Source organism: Lentzea sp. NPDC051208, assembly GCF_040682435.1.
Taxonomy (GTDB): Bacteria; Actinomycetota; Actinomycetes; order Mycobacteriales; family Pseudonocardiaceae; genus Lentzea; species Lentzea kristufekii.
On record NZ_JBFBAW010000002.1, the window covers coordinates 544277 to 561472 of the forward strand.

Genomic DNA, 17196 nt, shown 5'->3' on the forward strand with positions numbered 1-17196 from the left:
GTCTGACCAGGGATAAACCAGTTACAGCCTTTCGGGTGCGCCAATACCCAGCAGGGACAGGCCCAGCGTGAGCACGCGTGACGTCAGCGTGAGCAGGTGCAGGCGCGAATCCTGCAACTCCTGGGTCTCGGCGGTCGCCACCGGGCAGTCGTTGTAGAAGGTGGAGAACGCCGTCGCCGTCTCGAAGAGGTACGTCGTGAGCTTGTGCGGCGCGAGCTCGTCGACGGCCGCCTGGATCGCCGTGGGCAGCTGCAGCAGCTTCAACGCCAGGTCCCGCTCCGCCTGCTCCCGCAGCACCAGCGGCGCGTCCTGGGGCGCCTCACGCCCGACCTTGCGCACGATCGACAGGATGCGGGCGTTCGCGTACTGGATGTACACCGACGTGTCGCCGGTCTTGGCGAGCATCTTCTCCCAGGTGAAGACGTAGTCCTTCTCCCGGTCGTTGGAGAGGTCCGCGTACTTCACCGCGCCGATTCCGAGCGTGCGGGCGAGCGCGGCCTTCTCCTCACCCTCCACTTCGGACGATTCCGGCATCACCCGGTAGGAGTTCTCGATGGCCTCGGTGAGGAGGTCGATCAGCTTGATCGTGCCGCCGGCCCGCGTCCGGATCGTCTTGCCGTCGGAGCCGAGGATCGTGCCGAACCCGGTGTGCACGGCGGTGTGCTCGTCGTCGAGCCACCCGGCCTGCTTCGAGGTGGCGAAGATCATCTGGAAGTGCTGGGCCTGCGGCGTGCCGACGACGTAGATCAGGTCGTCGACCTTGCGCTCCCGCACCCAGTACCGCACGGTCGCGAAGTCGGTGGTGGCGTAGCCGTAGCCGCCGTCGCTCTTGCGCACGATCAGCGGCAGCCGGTCGCCCTCGCGGTTGGTGAACCCCGGCGGGAACACGCACAGCGCGCCGTCGCTGGTCTCGATGAGACCCTTCTGCTGCAGCTCGGTGATCGTGTCCGCGAGGTACGGGTTGTAGAAGCTCTCGCCGTAGTTGTCCTCGGCCGTCAGGCCGATGCCGAGCAGTTCGTAGACCTGGTTGAAGTGCCGCTGCGACTCGCCCACCAGCTCGTGCCACAGCTTCAGCGTCGCCTCGTCGCCGCTCTGCAGCAGCACCACCCGGCGCCGTGCGCGGTCCGCGAAACCCGGCTCGTTGTCGAACTTCTGGCGTGCCTGCTGGTAGAACGCGTTGAGGTCGCTGATCTCGTGGTCGGCCCCGTGGCCCTCGTCCGTCAGGTGCTCGATGAGCATGCCGAACGGGGTGCCCCAGTCACCGAGGTGGTTGTGCGGGATGACCTCGTGCCCGGCGAAGGCGAGCAGCCGGCAGAACGCGTCACCGATGATCGTCGAGCGCAGGTGCCCGACGTGCATCTCCTTGGCCACGTTGGGGCTGCTGTAGTCGATCGCGATCCGGCGGGGCTCTTCGGTCTCGGGCACGCCGAGGCGGTCGTCCGCGAGCAGCTTCGCGGTCTCGGCCTCCAGCCACTCCCGGCGCAGCTTCAGGTTGATGAAGCCGGGGCCGGCGATCTCCGCCGTCTCGACCGCGTCCTGGGCGTCCAGGTGCTCCACGATGAGGCCGGCGACCTCGCGCGGGTTCCTGCCGACCTTCTTCGCGAGGCTCATCGCGACGTTGCACTGGTAGTCGGCACCGTCTCGGTTGGACGGTCGGATCAGCGCTTCCGCGGCGGTGATGTCCACGTCCAGGGCGACGCGCAACGCCCGCGCGACCCGCTGGCCCAGTTCGAGCCCGACATCCCCACGCAGCACTGAACCCACCTCTCGACCGCTGGCTTGTTCAGCCGAGTATTTCACCCGCGGCAAACCCCGTTCACCACCGCCCGAGCAACAGCGCCCCTCCACCGACGAGCGCGGCGACGCTGATCGCCCCGAAGAACGTCACCCACCCCAGCGCCGGCACCCCGGTCAGCCAGGCGAGCTGGTCGGCGTCCGAGCGCGGGGCCTGCCGACGCCACCGCTTGACCTGCAGCTCCCACACGGGCCGGACACCGCCCAGCAACAGGAACCAGGCGAACACGTACGCGGCAGCGTCCCGGACCTCGGCGGAGGCGTAGAAGGAGACGAAGAAGAACACGCCGCCCGTGATGATGATGGACAGCACGCCGAACACGTTGCGGATCATCACGAGCATCGCGGCGAGGAACCCGATGCTGATCCACAGCATCAGCTGGATCTGCTCGTTGGTGATCAGCACGGCCGCGCCGAACCCGAGCAGGGACGGTGCGATGTACCCGGCCACCGCGGTCAGCACCATTCCGGGCCCGCGGGGCTTGCCGCGCGACACGGTGAGCCCGGACGTGTCGGAGTGCAGCTTGATCCCGCTCAGCCGCCGTCCGGTCAGCACGGCCAGCAGGGCGTGCCCGCCCTCGTGGGCGATGGTGATGACGTTGCGGGTGACCCGCCAGATCCCGTGCAACGCGACGGCCAGGAACGCGGCGGCCGCCGTTCCCCAGGTGATCAGCACTTCGTCGGTCAGCAACTCGGAAGGCATCGCGACATCGAAACAGACGCGCCGTGAGAGCCGCATGTGGGCTCTCACGGCGCGTCTGTGCCGGACCGGGGCTGGTGACTCCCCGGGTCAGTGCTTGATCTTGTCCTTGCTCATCCGCTCCGTCTGGGGATCGACCGCGGCCTGCTGCTGGGTGATCGGCTCGTCGTGCCGCCGTCCGGCCGGGATCGGCTCGGTGACCGCCGAGGGGCTGACGGCCGGGTCCATCTGCTCGACCCGCGGCGACCCGTCCCGCTCGTCGCGGAACGCCTCCGAGCGGGGCTCCGGCAGCACCGGCTCCTCGTCCTCGATCAGCTTGCGGCGCGCGGGCATGACCGCGAGCAGCAGACCGAACAGCGAGATGCCGAGGTGCAGCCAGTTGTCGTTGACGTTGACCGCCAACGGGTTGCCGAACCGCTCGGCCGGGTTCTGGGCGAGGATCCCGGTGATCATCAGGTCCCACACGAACAGCGCGGCGAAGCCGGCGAACAACAGCCAGCCGTACATCCGAGCGAGGCCCGAACCGAGAGCCGTGAGCAGACCGAGCACGCCGACGGCCACCATCACCAGGTTGTGCAACGGGTTCACGGAGAACCCGAGCACGAACGACTGGGCGGCCCAGTCGCCGATCCCGGTGCGGGTGAAGCCCACGACGCCGAACACGATGAACGCGATGCCGGCCAGTCCGGCCAGCACCTGCACCGGCTGAAGACCGGCGACCTTGATGCGGTGGGTCATGACGCCCTCCAGGCTCCGTCTTGTCGCTCGGCGGACTACCCCGGGCTCACAGAGACCAAACGCCCCGGAACTAGCCGTGACCCTTGCGGCCGATGCCCGCGTACGCGCCCGGCACCACGGCCGGCGCCTCGATCGACAGGCCTTCCATGAGCTGCTCGACCGGCGCCGGGTGCGACACCACGAGGAACCCGCCCGCCGGTAACGCGTGCCGGTAGCGGCGCACGACGCGGCCGGGCCCGGTGGCGTCGTCGACGTACCTCAGGACGTCGACCATCAGCACCGCGTACGGCTCACGCAGGTCGAGGTGCGACATCACGCCCGGATGGCGCAGCACCTGGTCCGGGCGGCGCAGGTCCGCCTCGATCGCGCACGCCCGCGGTTCGCCGCGCAGCAGCCCGCGGGAGAACGCGACCGTCACCGGGTCCGAGTCCACGTAGACGACACGGGCGTCCGGCAGTGTCTGGTGCGTGGCACCGCACGTCGGGATGCCCGAGCCGAGGTCGAGGAACTGGCGCACGCCCGCCGCCCAGCAGTGGCGGACGGCGTGGCGCAGGAACGTGCGCTGAGCGCGGGTCATAAGCGGCAGTTCCGGGTCGATCCGGACGGCCTGCTTGGCGAACGCGCGGTCGGCGGCGTAGTTGTGCGCGCCGCCGAGGTAGAAGTCATGGATGCGCGCGGCGTTCGGCCGACGTACGTCGACCTCGTAGCGTGCGAAGGCGGGGACCGCAGCCATTCGCAGAGCGTAACTGGCGCCTAGACCATTCGGGCGAAGTTTTCGAAGATTCTTTGGGTCCGTCTGACATGGACCCTCTCGCGGGAGGGCCCGGTCCACCCCACGAAGACCGGGCCACGTAGCGCGTACGGGGATCGAACCCGTGTTTCCGGATTGAGAATCCGACGTCCTGACCACTAGACGAACACGCCGAGAACGAGCATTAATACAAAAATGCTCGCAGAAACAGAAGAAAGTGAACTAGCAGGTCACAGCTTGGAGGGCGCTCCGGCCCATTCATCTGCTCGGATCATGTGAACAATGATGACCGAGAGCGCACACCTGCCGCAAAGGAATTAATCGGGCCACGTCGGCGCGAGCCGCGGAGCGGTTCGCGCGCCGGCCGTTCCAAGATCACGGCCGAGCCGTCCCGCGCGGAGACCAGCGGCTGAACCTGGTGAGCGCGGACGTCGTGGAGGTGGCGCCCACCTACGACCATGCGGACATCACGTCTGTGGCAGCCTCGCACGTGGCTTACGACCTGGTGATCCTGCTGCCACTGATGGAGGACGCGTGACCCGCAACGGTGGCGATGTCGTCGTCGAGACGCTGGAAGCGCTCGGCGCGCGCACCGTGTTCGGCATCCCCGGCCAGCACGCGCTCGGGCTCTTCGACGCCCTGCGCCGGTCCGAGTTGCGGTACGTCGGTTCGCGGACCGAGGTGAACGCCGCCTTCGCCGCCGACGGTCACGCGCGGATCACCGGCTCGGTGACGCCGCTGCTGGTGTCGACCGGGCCCGGTGCGCTGCAAACCCTTGCCGGGCTTCAGGAATCGGCTGCGAGCTCGGCCCCGGTGCTGGGCATCTCGTCGCAGATCCCGTCCGCCGGCCTAGGTGGCGTGCGGGGCGGGTACCTGCACGAGCTGACCGATCAGCTGGCCTCGTTCCGCGACGTGGTCAAGCACGCGCGGGTCGTCCGGCACACGTCGCAGATCCCGTCGGCGCTGGCCGAGGCGTGGGAGAGCGCGCTGACCGCGCCGTTCGGGCCGGTGTGGGTGGAGATCCCGCAGGACGTGCTGCTCGCGCCCGCCTCCGTGCCGCTCGTGACGTCGGTGGCCTGGTCGCCGCGTGAACTGCGCCCGCGGGCCGAACTCGTCGACGAGGCCGTGCGGTTGCTCGACGGCGCCGACCGGCCCGTGATCCTGGCCGGGGGCGGTGCGCTCGGCGCGTCGGACGAACTGCTGGAACTGGCGGAGAAACTGCGGGCGCCGGTCGTGTCGACGTTCGGCGGCAAGGGCAACTTCCCCTGGGAGCACCCGCTTTCCGCGCAGTCGTGGCTGGAGGACCGGCACACCACCGAGTTCCTGGCCGACGCGGACGTGCTGCTCGTCGCCGGGTCGGGGCTGGGTGAGCTGTCGAGCAACTACCGGACGTTCCGGCCGCGCGGCGCGGTGGTCCAGATCGAGGCCGACCTCGGCAAGCTGGAGTCCAACTACCCCGCGCTCGGCATCCACGCCGACGCCCGGCACGCCTTGCGCGCGTTGGCCTCCGGCGTGACGGCCCGCGCCGTGGACGGTGCCGCGGAGGAACGGGTGCTGGGTCTGCTGGCGAGCGTGCGGGAACGGTTCTCGGAGCAGGAGCTCGACCTGGAGTGGCAGGTGCTCACCGCGCTGCGGGAGGCGGTTCCGGACGGCACGCCGACCTGCTGGGACATGACGATCCTGGCGTACTGGGCCTGGTCGGCGTGGGATCCGCGGGGTGGCGCGCAGTTCTCCGCCCAGGGTGCCGGCGGGCTCGGCTACGGCTTCCCGGCCGCGCTCGGGGTCGCGGCGGCCGTCGACGGGCCGGTGCTCGCGGTGTCCGGTGACGGCGGCGCGATGTACGGGATCTCGGAGCTCGCGACGGCCGCGCAGCACGGGTCCCGGGTCGTGTGGCTGATCGTCGACGACGGCGGCTACGGCATCCTGCGCGAGTACATGACCGACGCGTTCGGCCAGGCCACCGCCACCGAACTGACCCGCCCCGACTTCGTGGCGCTCGCCGGGGCGTTCGGGGTGCCCGCCACCCGCAGCACCCCCGAGTCGCTGCGCGAGGACGTCGCCAAGGCGTTCGCCGGGGACGGCCCGCACGTGGTCGTGCTGCCCGCGCTGCTGCGCATGTTCGCCCCCACGCACCTGGAGCACATGTGATCGTCGCGAACTTCGTCAACGGCGCCTCCGTCACCGCGGAGGAGACCTCACCGCTCGTCGATCCCGCCACCGGCGAGGAGTTCGGCCGCGCGGTCGTCTCCCGGGCCGCCGAGGTCGACGCGGCGGTGCGGGCCGCCGAGGCGGCGTTTCCCGCCTGGTCGCGCACCACGCCCGGCGAACGTCAGCTGGCGTTGCTGAAGCTCGCGGACCTGCTGGAGGCGAACGCCCCGGAGATCTCCGCCGCGGAGGTCCGCGAGACCGGCAAGATCCGCTCGGTCCTGCTGGACGAGGAGATCCCGCAGTGCGCGGACCAGATCCGGTTCTTCGCCGGTGCGGCACGGGCGCTGGGCACCGCCGCCGCGGGTGAGTACCTGCCCGGCCACACCTCCTACCAGCGGCGTGAGGCGGTCGGGGTGATCGCGCAGATCACGCCGTGGAACTACCCGCTGATGATGGCGGTGTGGAAGATCGCCCCGGCTCTGGCCGCGGGCAACACCGTGGTGCTCAAGCCCGCCGACACCACGCCGTCGTCCACGGTGTTGCTGGCGTCGCTGGCCGCTTCCGTCCTGCCCGCGGGCGTGTTCAACGTCGTGCTGGGCGACCGCGACACCGGCCGGCTGCTGGTCGAGCACCCCGTGCCCGCCATGGTGTCGCTGACCGGCTCCACCCGTGCCGGCGTCGAGGTCGCGCGCAGTGCCGCCGCGACGGTCAAGCGCACGCACCTCGAACTCGGTGGCAACGCGCCGGTCCTGGTGTTCGACGACGCGGACGTGGCCGCCGCCGCGGAAGGCGTCGTGGGCGCCGCGTTCTACAACGCGGGGCAGGACTGCACGGCCGCTTCCCGGGTGCTGGTGCACTCGGCCGTGCACGACGAGTTCCTCGCCGCGCTGGTGAAGGCCGCGTCGGCGCAGGTTCCCGGCACCGACTTCGGGCCGTTGAACAGCCAGGCCCAGCTGGACCGCGTGCTCGGCCTGCTGGCCCGCACGTCCGGTGTCGTCCACTGTGGAGGGAAGCGGCACGGGTCCTCCGGGTTCTTCCTGGAGCCCACCGTCGTCTCCGGACTCGGCCAGGACGACGAGCTGGTCCAGGAGGAGGCGTTCGCACCGCTGATCACCGTGCAGGCGTTCGGTTCCGACGACGAGGCGATCGCTCTGGCCAACGGGGTTGCGCAGGGACTCGCGTCCTCGATCTGGACCCGCGACACCGGCCGGGCCGCGGCACTGACCGCACGGCTCGACTTCGGCGTCGTCTGGGTCAACACGCACGGCCTGGTCGCGCCCGAGATGCCGCACGGCGGGTTCGGCGCCTCGGGTTACGGCAAGGACCTGTCGATGCACGGCCTGGAGGACTACACGCGCGTCAAGCACGTGATGATCGCGCACTGAGCATCGCCCGGTACGGCATCGGGTAGTGCAGCAGGCTGGCCGGGAGGAACGCGGACACCACCCGGATCATCCGGCTCCACCGGCGCAGCCTGCGCCCGTCGCGGTCCGTCCACTCCAGACCGAGCCTGGCCCGCAACGCCTCCGGCAGCGTGCCGACGGCGAAGTCCGGCAGCACCTGCGCCGCCACCGGCCGCACCAACGGCCAGAGCGCGCTCGGCACGTGTTCGGCGCCCGGCGCCTTGCCGGTCCGCAACTGGAACGCCTCCAGCAGTTCGTCCACCCCGTCGGTGGGCTTCAACTGGGTGGCGACCACGTGGTCCAGGTACTCCCGCAACGCGGTGAGGTCGCCCGGCATCGTCCTGATGCCGAGCGACTCCCCCGTCTCCCGCCACTCGCGGTACAGCCGTTCCTCGTGGATGGCGGGCAGCCGGGGCCGCAGCAACCGGTACGCCGTGAGCAGCGAGTCGAAGCTGGTGGCGTGCACCCAGCGGAACAACTCCTCGTCCGCGCCGGGAATCCTGGCGTGGGCGCGCACCAGCCGTTCCGCCTCCGGACCGGCCTGCTCGCCACCGAACAACCGCAGCTGCGACGAGGTGATGGTCCTCGTCAGCCGCGCGAACGGATCGGCGCGATACCCGTCGCGCACCGCGGCGGCGATGACCGGGTGCGCGACCTGCATCAGCACCGCGCGTCCCAGCACCACCAGCTCGAACCGCGTGTACCAGCCCAGCCGCCACGTCACCGACTCAGGTCCCAGCGTCACACCATGATCATTCCCCGAGTCCGGCCACCTCATGAAGATCACTACCCGAAAGAATTACCGGCACTCGTCCGGGATCCGCTCCGGCGGCGGCACGAGGGAAACCGTTCCGGCACTTGACCTCCAGGTAAGTCGAGCTCCTAGCGTCGGCGGCATGTTCGCGATTCGGCAGTACGAGTTCGGCCCGGCGGAGAACCTGCGCTTCGAGGAGGTCCCCGACCCGGAGCCCGCCGCGGGTCAGGTCCGCGTCACCGTGGCGGCCGCCGGGGTGCATCTGGTCGACACCACGATCCGCCAGGGCGGGTTCGGGCCCGTCGGCTTTCCGATGACGCCGGGGCGTGAGGTCGCGGGAGTCGTGACGGCGCTCGGGGACGGGGTCGAGGCCGAGTGGCTGGGGCGGCGGGTGGTGGTGCACCTCGGGCAGGCGAGCGGCGGGTACGCCGAACTAGCGGTCGCCGGGGCCGGGTCGTTGCACCGGCTGCCCGACGACGTGTCGTTCGAGGCGGCCGTGGCGATGATCGGCACCGGCCGCACGGCCGTCGGGGTGCTCGACGCCGCGAAGCTCACGAAGGACGACGTGGTGCTCGTGACGTCGGCGGCCGGTGGCATGGGCGCGTTGTTCGTGCAGGAGGCGCGCAACGTCGGTGCGCAGGTCATCGGGCTCGCGAGCGGCGAGAAGCTCGACCTCGTCATGGACAACGGCGCGGACGCCGCCGTCGACTACACCCGGCCCGGCTGGGCGGACGGCCTCAAGGACATGACCGTGGTGCTGGACGGCGTCGGCGGTGAGGCGGGGGCGCAGGCGCTGAAGACGCTGGGACCCAGCGGGCGGCAGATCATCTACGGGTGGGCGTCCGGGACCGCGACCCCGATCAGCACGGAGGCGTTGTTCGCCAACAGTCTCACCGCGACCGTCGCTCTCGGGCCCGGCCTGATGCGGCGCGGGCTGCGGGTGCTGGAGGACGAGGCGATGGCCGGGCTGGCCAGTGGGCGGTTCGTGCCGCTGGTGCACCCGCCGTTCGCGCTGGAGGACGCGGCCGCGGCACACGTGGCGCTGGAATCCCGTGCCACGGCGGGGAAAGTCGTGCTCAGGCCGTGACCCCGGTTCACGCCTGTCCTGCTTCGACCGCGAAGCCGCGCCAGCGCTCGGCCATCGCGATGAGCTCCTCGACGTGCGGCACCAGGTAGTCGCGGTTCACGCCGTCGAACTCGGCCCGCACCGCCGCAAGGAGCTTCGTGCGCAACGCTTCCACGATCTGCTCACAGGCCTCGGCACCGAACGACCGCCCGAAGTCCTCCACGACGACGTACCCGCTCGTGAAAGCCCTGAGCTCCTTCGCCACCTCCGGGCTCTCCACGTGGCGGGAGGCCACCTCCAGCACCCAGGCCACGTTGCCGCACGAGCTGTTCCAGCTGTCTTCGCCGATCAAGAGGTCACACGACATGGGGAAACGATAACGGGGCCGTCCAAAGAGGACGACCCCGTTATCCGCCGGTCACGCCTGCACCGGCACCTCGACGAACTTCTTGCCCGCGAAGTTCTCGACCACCACGGACTTCACGTCCTTGGGGTCGACCAGCGCGGAACCGTCCAGGTTCGTGCCCTCGGCGGCGCCCTTCTTGGACACCACCCAGGAGCCCGCCTCCTGGCGGCTGCCGTCCTTCGAGACGACGAAGATCCGGCACTTCTCGCCTTCGGGAATGCCGTTGATCGCCATGTTCGTGCGAACCCAGCCGGCGGCGGGGACGACCTTCACGGTCATCGACGCCTTGGTCGCCGGGTCGGTGAACGTGGCGAGCCTGGTGCCCGCCGGGTCCGGTGCCACCGTCGGGGTGGGAAGGGCCGTCACATCGGGTGACGTGGCCTTACCGACGAAGACACCGGCACCGAGCACCACCGCGGCCACGACGGCCGCCGCGGCACCGAGCGCGAACTGACGACGCCGTGCGACGCCGCCGCGTTCGGAACGCACCTGGCGCAGGGTGCGCTGCAGCAACAGATCGCCGCCCTCGGGCGGCCCGTCCAGCATGGCCTCCGGCGGCACCTCGCCGAGGAAGGCCTCCATGTCGCGGAGCTCTTCGAGTTCACGCGCGCACTCGGGGCAGGACGCCAGGTGCTCGTCCATCTCACGCACCTCCTGCTCGTCCAGTGCCCCTAGAACGTAGGCACCGAGCAGTTGCGGGTCGTGTCGCGTGGTCATCCAGCCACCCCCTTCAGTGCGACCTTCTGACCTCCGAAGGTCTCCCTCAAGGCTCGCAACGCGTAATACGATCTCGATTTCACTGTGCCAGGTGGCACCCCGAGCGCTTCCGCCGCCTCCGTCACGCTGCGGCCGCGGAAGTAGATCTCCATCAGCACGTCGCGGTGGTCGGAGGACAGCCTGTCGAGCGCTTCGAGCACCACCACCGAGTCGACGACCTGGTCAGCGTGGTCGCGCTCGATCGGTGGCGTCGCCGGAGACTCCGCCACCTCCTGAGGACGCGCGGCCTTCGCACGAACCCTGTCGGTGACGATGTTGCGCGCCACCGTCAGCAACCAGCCACGCACCGATCCCTTGCCGTTCACGAGGGCGTCGGGATGGCGCCACGCTCGGACCAGGGTCTCCTGGACCACGTCCTCGGCAGCCGCCCGATCGCCGGTCAGCCGCGTCGCGTACGCCAGAAGCGCCCGGCCGTGCTCCTCGTAGAGCGATCGGATCAGTGCCTCGTCGGCCGCGGTCTCCCGTTTGCGGGAGAACAAAGCCGCCATCCACCCACTCCTCCCCGCCCGCGAACACCTCTGCGGGCGTCCTGTTCAAGACCTCAGCCGACACACGAGCGACAGAGAGCTTCGGTTCAACGGCTTTCCACTGAAAATCGGAATGCCGGATGTTAGCGGGAACGGTTGAGGTGTCCGACCAGCTCCGCCATCTGGTCCTGCGGCATCGCGTTGATGTACATGCCGTGGTCGGTCGCCGGATCACGCAGCTCCTCCTGGAAGCTGTCGATCGCGAACGGGCGGCCCTCGGGGATGTCGTAGCCCACGGTGACGTGCAGGCGGGGAATCGGGAACGTCTTGGCCGGGCACATGCCGCCGGCCAGCGGGAACACCACGTGCGTGCGGTGCGAGGCGCTGTCGGTGTTGTTGCCGTCCCAGCAGCTGCCGAAGTCGAAGCTGCGCAACGTGGTCGCGCTTCCGCACAACGGGTACTTCGTCGTGTAGCGGTCCGGCCGGTCCGAGCAGCTCCACCGGGCGCGCGTGTTCGGGCCGTGGCCGTTCGAGAACGCCGACGGATCGCCGGTGATCAGGCGCAGGAACCGGGGCATCGGCAGGACGTCGCTCACGGGGTTGCCGTCGTACCGGATCTCCACGCTCGTCGGCCGGAGCACCTCACCGGTGTTGCCGTGCAGGCCGCCACCGTCCGCGTGCTCGTCGTGCCCCACGCCGTCGGTCAGGCGCAGCACGGGCCAGTAGTAGGTCGAGAGATCGTTCTTCTCGCACGTGGTGGTCGCGGCCGCGAGGGACTCGTCGGTCGACTGGGCGTCCGCCGACCTGTTGCCGACGTACTCGTGGGTGTGGTGGGCGCCGAACGGGATGCCGGGTGAGACGACGGGGTTGTCCGCGTTGAGGTGGCGGTCCTCGTTCGCACCGCACCGGATGACGACGTGCGGCGTCTTCGGGCCGGTGAGCACCTGGTCGAGCTCGGTGACGTACTGGTCGGCGGACAGCGCGCCGCTGGACGTGCCGCGCAGCAGCACCGCGGATCCCGTGACGACGAGGAGCGCGACCACCGCGACCGCGAAGGTCACCGGTTTGTTCCGCGCCACGTCCACAGCCTGCCAATCCGTCCGGGCAAACCAAAGTGTGCCGTCTCAGTACGACCGGCACGTTCCGGCACGACGATAGCCCGGCACGTCACGTGGCCGGCGCGGGCGTGGACTCGGGGCCGTGGCGTTGCTCCGCGACGCGAGTCCCGCTCCTAACTGGCGGTCACCAGTGGCCGGCGGTGGTGGTCGACCACGCTGACCCCGGTCACGTCCTCTGCCCGCACCAGCGCGGACCCGGCCAAGGTCACCTCGCCGCCGTGCGCCCTCCACGAGCCTGCGGTGAACGTCCGGCCGTCCTTCGTGTGCACGACCAGCCAGCAGGCTTCCCCGTCCTGCATGCCGTCGACCGTCGCGACCAGCTTCAAGCCACCTTCGGTGTCGGTGACCTGCACGGCCATCCGCGCACCCGTCGGCGAGGTCCCCTGCAGGAGCGCGTCGGCGTTCCCGGTGCCACCGACCCCCATTCCCTGACCCAGCCAGACGCCCCCAGCGAGCACTCCAGCGACAACAAGGGTCGACGACAAGGCCGTGATGCGCCCACGGCGGCGCACGGCCTGATCTCTCTCTTCACGGACCGTGCCCAGCGTGCGCTGGAGCAGGTGGTCCATGTCCGGCGGAGGCCCGTCGAGCGCGGCCTCCGGTGGCAGTTCTTCCATCAGCATGTCGTTCTCGTTCAACTCGTTGGTGCCCAGGACGTTCGGTGCCATGCGCTGGCGGACGCGGCAATGGACACGGTTACGCGGAACGATGCACTCAAATTTCTCCTTCTCCAGGCCCGCGTGCGGCGGTGACCAACACCCTCAGAACGAGCCTGCGAGGAAGTTGGTTCAACTCAGATACAACGACGTTGTTCAGCCCACACGAAATGGTTGACCTGACGCTCCAGCAGCTCCTAGGCTCTCATATATGATGTATGACCGGCCGGGAGTCCTTCCGGCGTCCCGGACGGACTTCGTTCTGGAATCGATCAAAGAAGCGATTCTTTACGGAAAGCTGAAACCGGGTCAGGCGCTCGTCGAAACCGATCTCGCCGCGACGCTCAACGTCTCGAAGACGCCTGTGCGCGAGGCGCTCAAGACGCTCGCCGGGTCGGGGCTCGTGGTGATGAGCCCGTACAAGGGCGCCACGGTCCGCACGGTCGACGCGGAGATGGCCGCGTCCGTCTACGACGTGCGGATGCTGCTGGAGCCGGAGGCCCTGCGCCGGTCGGTCGAGCTGGGAGCGGACTTCACCGAGGCGAGATCAGCCCTGGAAGAGGTCCCCGATCTCGCACGGCGCAGCCTGGCCAACCGCCGCTTCCACCGCGCCCTCTACGCCGGGTGCGGCAACCCGCTGCTGGTCGGAATCCTCGACGGGCTGCGCGACCAGGCCGCGCTGATCACCGTCGCCGGCTGGGGCCTCCATCCCACCTGGGACGCCGAGGCGGCCGAGCACCGGGCGATCCTCGTCGCCGCCGAGGAGGGCTTCGGCGACGCCGCGGCCGACCTGTTGCGCCGCCACATCCAGACTTTCGCCGATCGAGTGGTCGAGGAGCTTCCCGATGTCGTTCGATGACCTGACCGAGCAGCTGGCTTCCGTCGTGGCGATCACCGTCACACCGTTCGGCGCGGACGGAGCGATCGACGAGAAGAACTACGCCGCGGTCGTGGACCGGATGGTCGAGGGCGGGATCTCGATCGTGACGCCGAACGGCAACACGAGCGAGTTCTACACGTTGTCCTCCGCCGAGACCGAGCGCGCGCTGCAGATCACCGTGGACGCGGTCGCAGACCGCGCGGCGATCGTCGCCGGGGTCGGGCACGACCTGTCGTCCGCCGTGGCCGCCGCCCGGTTCGCGGACCGGGCCGGTGCTCGCGGGATCATGATCCACCAGCCGGTGCACCCGTACGTCTCGCTGGACGGGTGGGTCGACTACCACCGGGCGATCGCCTCGGCGGTGCCCGAGCTGAGCGTGGTCCTGTACGTGCGGAACCCGCGCATCGGCAGTGCGCAGATCGCGGCGCTGGCGGACGCCTGCCCGAACGTCGTCGGCGTGAAGTACGCGGTACCGGATCCGGTGCGGTTCGCCTCGGTCGCCAGGGACGCCGGGCTCGAGCGGCTGACGTGGATCGCGGGGCTGGCCGAGCTGTCGGCGCCGGGGTACTTCGCGGTCGGGGCAACCGGGTTCACGTCCGGGCTGGCGAACGTCGCGCCGCAGCTGTCGGTGCAGATGTTCCGGTGCCTGCGAGCCCGTGAGTTCGGCGCGGCGATGGAACTCTGGGAGTTCATCCGGAAGTTCGAGGAGCTGCGGGCCGCGTCCGAGTCGGCGAACAACGTGTCCGTGGTCAAGGAAGCGCTGGCACAGCTCGGTTTGTGCCGCCGGGACGTGCGGCCGCCCGCTTCGGTGTTGCCGGAGGCCGATCGTTCCGCCGTGGGCGTGCTGCTCAACTCGTGGAGCCTGCTGTGACGCTTCGGAGCGCGGAGTGGTTCGAAGGAGAGGGATTGCGGGCGTTCTCGCACAACGCCCGCATGAGGCAGCTCGGCCTGAACCCCTCCGAGCACCTCGGCAAGCCGGTCATCGCGATCCTGAACACGTGGAGCGGCATCAACCCGTGCCACATGCACCTGCGCGAACGGGCGCAGCAGGTCGAGCGCGGGGTGTGGGAGGCGGGCGGACATCCGTTGGAGTTCCCGGTCTCCACGCTGTCGGAGACGTACCAGAAGCCGACTCCGATGATGTACCGGAACATGCTGTCGATGGAGACCGAGGAGATCCTCCGCTCCTATCCCGTCGACGGTTGCGTGCTGATGGGTGGCTGCGACAAGACGACCCCGGCGTTGCTGATGGGCGCGGCGTCCGCCGGTCTGCCCACGGTCTTCGTGCCGGCCGGGCCGATGCTGCGCGGCCACTGGCGGGGCGAGAAGCTCGCGTCCGGCACGGACATGTGGCGGTTCTGGGACGAGAAGCGGGCGGGCACGATCTCGTCCTCCGACTGGTCCGAGATCCAGTCCGGGCTGGCCCGCTCCCCCGGCACGTGCATGACGATGGGCACGGCCTCGACCATGACGGCCGCCGCGGAGGCGCTGGGGCTGACGTTGCCGGGGGCGTCGTCGATCCCGGCCGTCGACTCGGCGCACCACCGGATGGCGGCCGCGTCGGGCATGCGCGTGGTCGAGATGGTGCGCGAGGGGCTGACGATCGGCGACGTGGTGTCGGCGGAGGCCTACGAGGACGCGATCCGGACCGTGCTGGCGCTCGGCGGGTCCACGAACTCGTACATCCACCTGATCGCGATGGCGGGGCGGTCGCAGATCCCGTTGTCGCTGGACGACTTCGACCGGTTGTCGCGCGAGGTGCCCGTGCTGGCCTCGGTGCAGCCCGCCGGATCCCACCTGATGGAGGACTTCTACTACGCGGGCGGGCTGCGCGGGCTGCTGTCGCGGTTGCGGGAGTCGTTGCACCTCGAGCGGATCACCGTGACCGGGCGGACGTTCGGCGAGGACCTCGACGGCGCTGAGGTGTACGACTCCGCGGTGATCCGCCCGGTGGACGATCCGATCTCCGCCGAGGGCGGACTGGCTGTGCTGCGGGGCAATCTGGCTCCTGACGGCGCGGTGATCAAGTACGTGGCGGCTGATCCCGCGTTGTGGCGGCACACCGGGCCCGCCGTGGTCTTCCACGGCTACCAGGATCTGCAGGCACGGATCAACGATCCTTCTTTGGACGTGACGAAGGATTCGGTGCTCGTGCTGGCCGGAGGTGGCCCGAAGGGCGGGCCCGGCATGCCGGAATACGGGATGCTGCCCATTCCGGACAAGCTGCTGCGCGAGGGTGTCCGGGACATGGTGCGCGTGTCGGACGCGCGGATGAGCGGAACTTCCTACGGCGCATGCGTTCTGCACGTGGCGCCGGAAGCCCACGTCGGCGGGCCGCTGGCGTTGGTGCGGGACGGCGACCTCGTGACGCTGGACGTCGAGGCGCGGGTGTTGCGCGTGGAGATCTCCGACGAGGAGATGGCGCGTCGCCGGGACGCGTGGACGCCGCCGCCCGTGAAGTTCGAACGCGGGTACGGCGCTTTGTACTACGAGCACATCACGCAGGCCGACGAGGGCTGCGACTTCGAGTTCCTGTCACGGCCCGGGAAGAACCCCGAGCCCAACGCGCACTGAGTCCTATTTGGACTCGATGCGGCCCTGTCCGGTGGCGGCGTCCTGCCAGTCGGCGGTTCCGAGCAGCTGACTGCGCAGGTAGGCCGTGGTCAGCTGTTGCACTACCGCGACCCGTTCCGGGCTCTCGTCGGTGGTCTCGGCGACGTCGTAGCCGGAGACGCCGCCGAACCCGTGCTCCGCGCCGAACAGCGTGAGCAGGTCCTTCGGGCCGGGCGCCAGGTGGTACGGGTCAGCGTGCCAGTCCGGCCCCATGGTGGTCAGGTGCGCGGAGGCGTCCGCGTCACCGGCGACCACGAGCGCGGGCGCGGTCATCTCGCTGAAGTCCGTGGTCTGCATGAAGGAGTAGTTCTCCTTCACCACGTCGGTGACCGCGTCGCCGCGGCCGGTCGAGCCGAGCAGCACGCCCGCCTTGATCCGGTCGTCCTTCAGGCTCACGCCCTCGGTCCGCATGCCCAGCAACAGGCTCGCGGTGTGGCCTCCCATCGAGTGGCCGACGACCGCGATCTTGGAGCGGTCCCAGCGGTTCTGCAGTTGCGGCACGGCCTTCTCGATCTCGTCGAGGCGGTCGAGGACGTGCGACATGTCCTCGGCGCGCTCCCGCCAGAACATCGGCGCGCCGGGGGTGGTGGCGGGCAGGTTCAGGGACCTGCTGCTCAGGTGCGTGGGCTGCAGGACGACGAAGCCCTCCTCGGCCCAGTGGTTCGCGAGCGGCGCGTAGCCGTTCAGCGAGGACAGGTGGTTCGAGTAGCCCTGCCCGTGCGACAGCAGCAGGATCGGCAGGCCGGTGCCCTCGGTCGGCGCGGAGACCTTCAGCTGCAGGTCAACGGGCCTGCCGGGGATTTCGAGCACGACGGGGCTCACCGTGAAGACGGTCATGGGTTTCCCTTCGAGTACAGTCCACTCAAGCGGAGCGACGTTCCGGAACGATACGGAGCACTGTTCCGCTTTGTCAACCGACCACTCG

17 protein-coding genes, 1 tRNA gene and 1 pseudogene are annotated in these 17196 nt (G+C 69.8%); 7 read left to right on the top strand and 12 right to left on the bottom strand.

Going from position 1 to position 17196, the window contains the following annotated elements; translation table 11 throughout:
- Positions 1 to 21 precede the first annotated feature (21 nt).
- From argS to AB0M48_RS07030, 5 genes are all read right to left on the bottom strand, one after another.
- On the bottom strand, positions 22 to 1755 hold the full coding sequence (gene argS, locus AB0M48_RS07010; protein WP_363836532.1) for an arginine--tRNA ligase: 1734 nt from the start codon (positions 1753 to 1755) through the stop codon (positions 22 to 24).
- Positions 1756 to 1816: 61 nt separating this feature from the next.
- Positions 1817 to 2497 carry a M50 family metallopeptidase gene (locus AB0M48_RS07015; RefSeq protein WP_363836534.1) on the bottom strand — a complete coding sequence of 227 codons (681 nt, stop codon included), beginning with the start codon at positions 2495 to 2497 and terminating at the stop codon, positions 1817 to 1819.
- Positions 2498 to 2584: 87 nt separating this feature from the next.
- The gene (locus tag AB0M48_RS07020) at positions 2585 to 3232 is read right to left on the bottom strand and encodes a DUF4383 domain-containing protein (protein ID WP_363836536.1); all 648 of its coding nucleotides are present in this window, start codon (positions 3230 to 3232) and stop codon (positions 2585 to 2587) included.
- 70 nt (positions 3233 to 3302) lie between these two features.
- Positions 3303 to 3965 (bottom strand): SAM-dependent methyltransferase, encoded by a 663-nt coding sequence (locus tag AB0M48_RS07025; protein WP_363836538.1) that lies wholly within the window; start codon positions 3963 to 3965, stop codon positions 3303 to 3305.
- 119 nt (positions 3966 to 4084) lie between these two features.
- Positions 4085 to 4156 (bottom strand) — tRNA-Glu (locus AB0M48_RS07030).
- A gap of 236 nt (positions 4157 to 4392) precedes the next feature.
- Here AB0M48_RS07030 and AB0M48_RS07035 point away from each other — a divergent pair.
- The 3 genes and pseudogenes from AB0M48_RS07035 to AB0M48_RS07045 form a co-directional block, all read left to right on the top strand.
- Positions 4393 to 4521: pseudogene (locus tag AB0M48_RS07035) on the top strand (arginase family protein); the annotation flags it as partial.
- Entirely contained in the window at positions 4518 to 6131 is a 1614-nt protein-coding gene (locus AB0M48_RS07040; RefSeq protein WP_363836540.1) for a thiamine pyrophosphate-binding protein, read from the top strand. The pseudogene AB0M48_RS07035 and the gene AB0M48_RS07040, both read left to right, overlap by 4 nt.
- Positions 6128 to 7516: an aminobutyraldehyde dehydrogenase gene (locus AB0M48_RS07045; protein ID WP_363836543.1), complete on the top strand. Its 1389-nt coding sequence runs from the start codon at positions 6128 to 6130 to the stop codon at positions 7514 to 7516. Before AB0M48_RS07040 ends, AB0M48_RS07045 begins: the two co-directional genes overlap by 4 nt.
- Here AB0M48_RS07045 and AB0M48_RS07050 read toward each other — a convergent pair.
- Positions 7491 to 8279 carry an oxygenase MpaB family protein gene (locus AB0M48_RS07050; RefSeq protein ID WP_363836545.1) on the bottom strand — a complete coding sequence of 263 codons (789 nt, stop codon included), beginning with the start codon at positions 8277 to 8279 and terminating at the stop codon, positions 7491 to 7493. The genes AB0M48_RS07045 and AB0M48_RS07050 overlap by 26 nt on opposite strands.
- Positions 8280 to 8430: 151 nt before the next feature.
- Here AB0M48_RS07050 and AB0M48_RS07055 point away from each other — a divergent pair, with 151 nt between their 5' ends.
- Entirely contained in the window at positions 8431 to 9375 is a 945-nt protein-coding gene (locus AB0M48_RS07055) for a zinc-binding dehydrogenase (protein WP_363836547.1), read from the top strand.
- Between the two features lie 7 nt (positions 9376 to 9382).
- Here AB0M48_RS07055 and AB0M48_RS07060 read toward each other — a convergent pair whose 3' ends face one another.
- From AB0M48_RS07060 to AB0M48_RS07080, 5 genes are all read right to left on the bottom strand, one after another.
- Positions 9383 to 9721 (bottom strand): hypothetical protein, encoded by a 339-nt coding sequence (locus AB0M48_RS07060; RefSeq protein ID WP_363836549.1) that lies wholly within the window; start codon positions 9719 to 9721, stop codon positions 9383 to 9385.
- Positions 9722 to 9772: 51 nt separating this feature from the next.
- Entirely contained in the window at positions 9773 to 10477 is a 705-nt protein-coding gene (locus AB0M48_RS07065) for a zf-HC2 domain-containing protein (RefSeq protein ID WP_363836551.1), read from the bottom strand.
- Positions 10474 to 11025, bottom strand: a complete 552-nt coding sequence (locus AB0M48_RS07070; RefSeq protein ID WP_089953784.1) for a sigma-70 family RNA polymerase sigma factor — start codon at positions 11023 to 11025, stop codon at positions 10474 to 10476. Before AB0M48_RS07070 ends, AB0M48_RS07065 begins: the two co-directional genes overlap by 4 nt.
- A 122-nt stretch (positions 11026 to 11147) precedes the next feature.
- Entirely contained in the window at positions 11148 to 12083 is a 936-nt protein-coding gene (locus AB0M48_RS07075; protein WP_363836554.1) for a DUF1996 domain-containing protein, read from the bottom strand.
- Positions 12084 to 12235: 152 nt separating this feature from the next.
- Positions 12236 to 12790, bottom strand: coding sequence for a hypothetical protein (locus tag AB0M48_RS07080; protein WP_363836556.1), 555 nt, complete (start codon positions 12788 to 12790; stop codon positions 12236 to 12238).
- Between the two features lie 199 nt (positions 12791 to 12989).
- Between AB0M48_RS07080 and AB0M48_RS07085 the strand changes: the two genes are divergently transcribed.
- Genes AB0M48_RS07085 through araD form a run of 3 tightly spaced genes read left to right on the top strand, consistent with a single transcriptional unit; the run spans position 12990 to position 16232 of the window.
- Positions 12990 to 13637, top strand: a complete 648-nt coding sequence (locus tag AB0M48_RS07085) for a GntR family transcriptional regulator (protein WP_363836559.1) — start codon at positions 12990 to 12992, stop codon at positions 13635 to 13637.
- Positions 13624 to 14529, top strand: coding sequence for a dihydrodipicolinate synthase family protein (locus AB0M48_RS07090; protein WP_363836561.1), 906 nt, complete (start codon positions 13624 to 13626; stop codon positions 14527 to 14529). Before AB0M48_RS07085 ends, AB0M48_RS07090 begins: the two co-directional genes overlap by 14 nt.
- Positions 14526 to 16232 (top strand): L-arabinonate dehydratase, encoded by a 1707-nt coding sequence (gene araD / locus AB0M48_RS07095; RefSeq protein ID WP_363836564.1) that lies wholly within the window; start codon positions 14526 to 14528, stop codon positions 16230 to 16232. The genes AB0M48_RS07090 and araD overlap by 4 nt, the downstream gene beginning before the upstream one ends.
- Before the next feature lie 3 nt (positions 16233 to 16235).
- Here the strand turns inward: araD and AB0M48_RS07100 are convergent, their stop codons facing one another.
- Entirely contained in the window at positions 16236 to 17108 is an 873-nt protein-coding gene (locus tag AB0M48_RS07100) for an alpha/beta fold hydrolase (protein ID WP_363836566.1), read from the bottom strand.
- Positions 17109 to 17196: the final 88 nt, after the last annotated feature.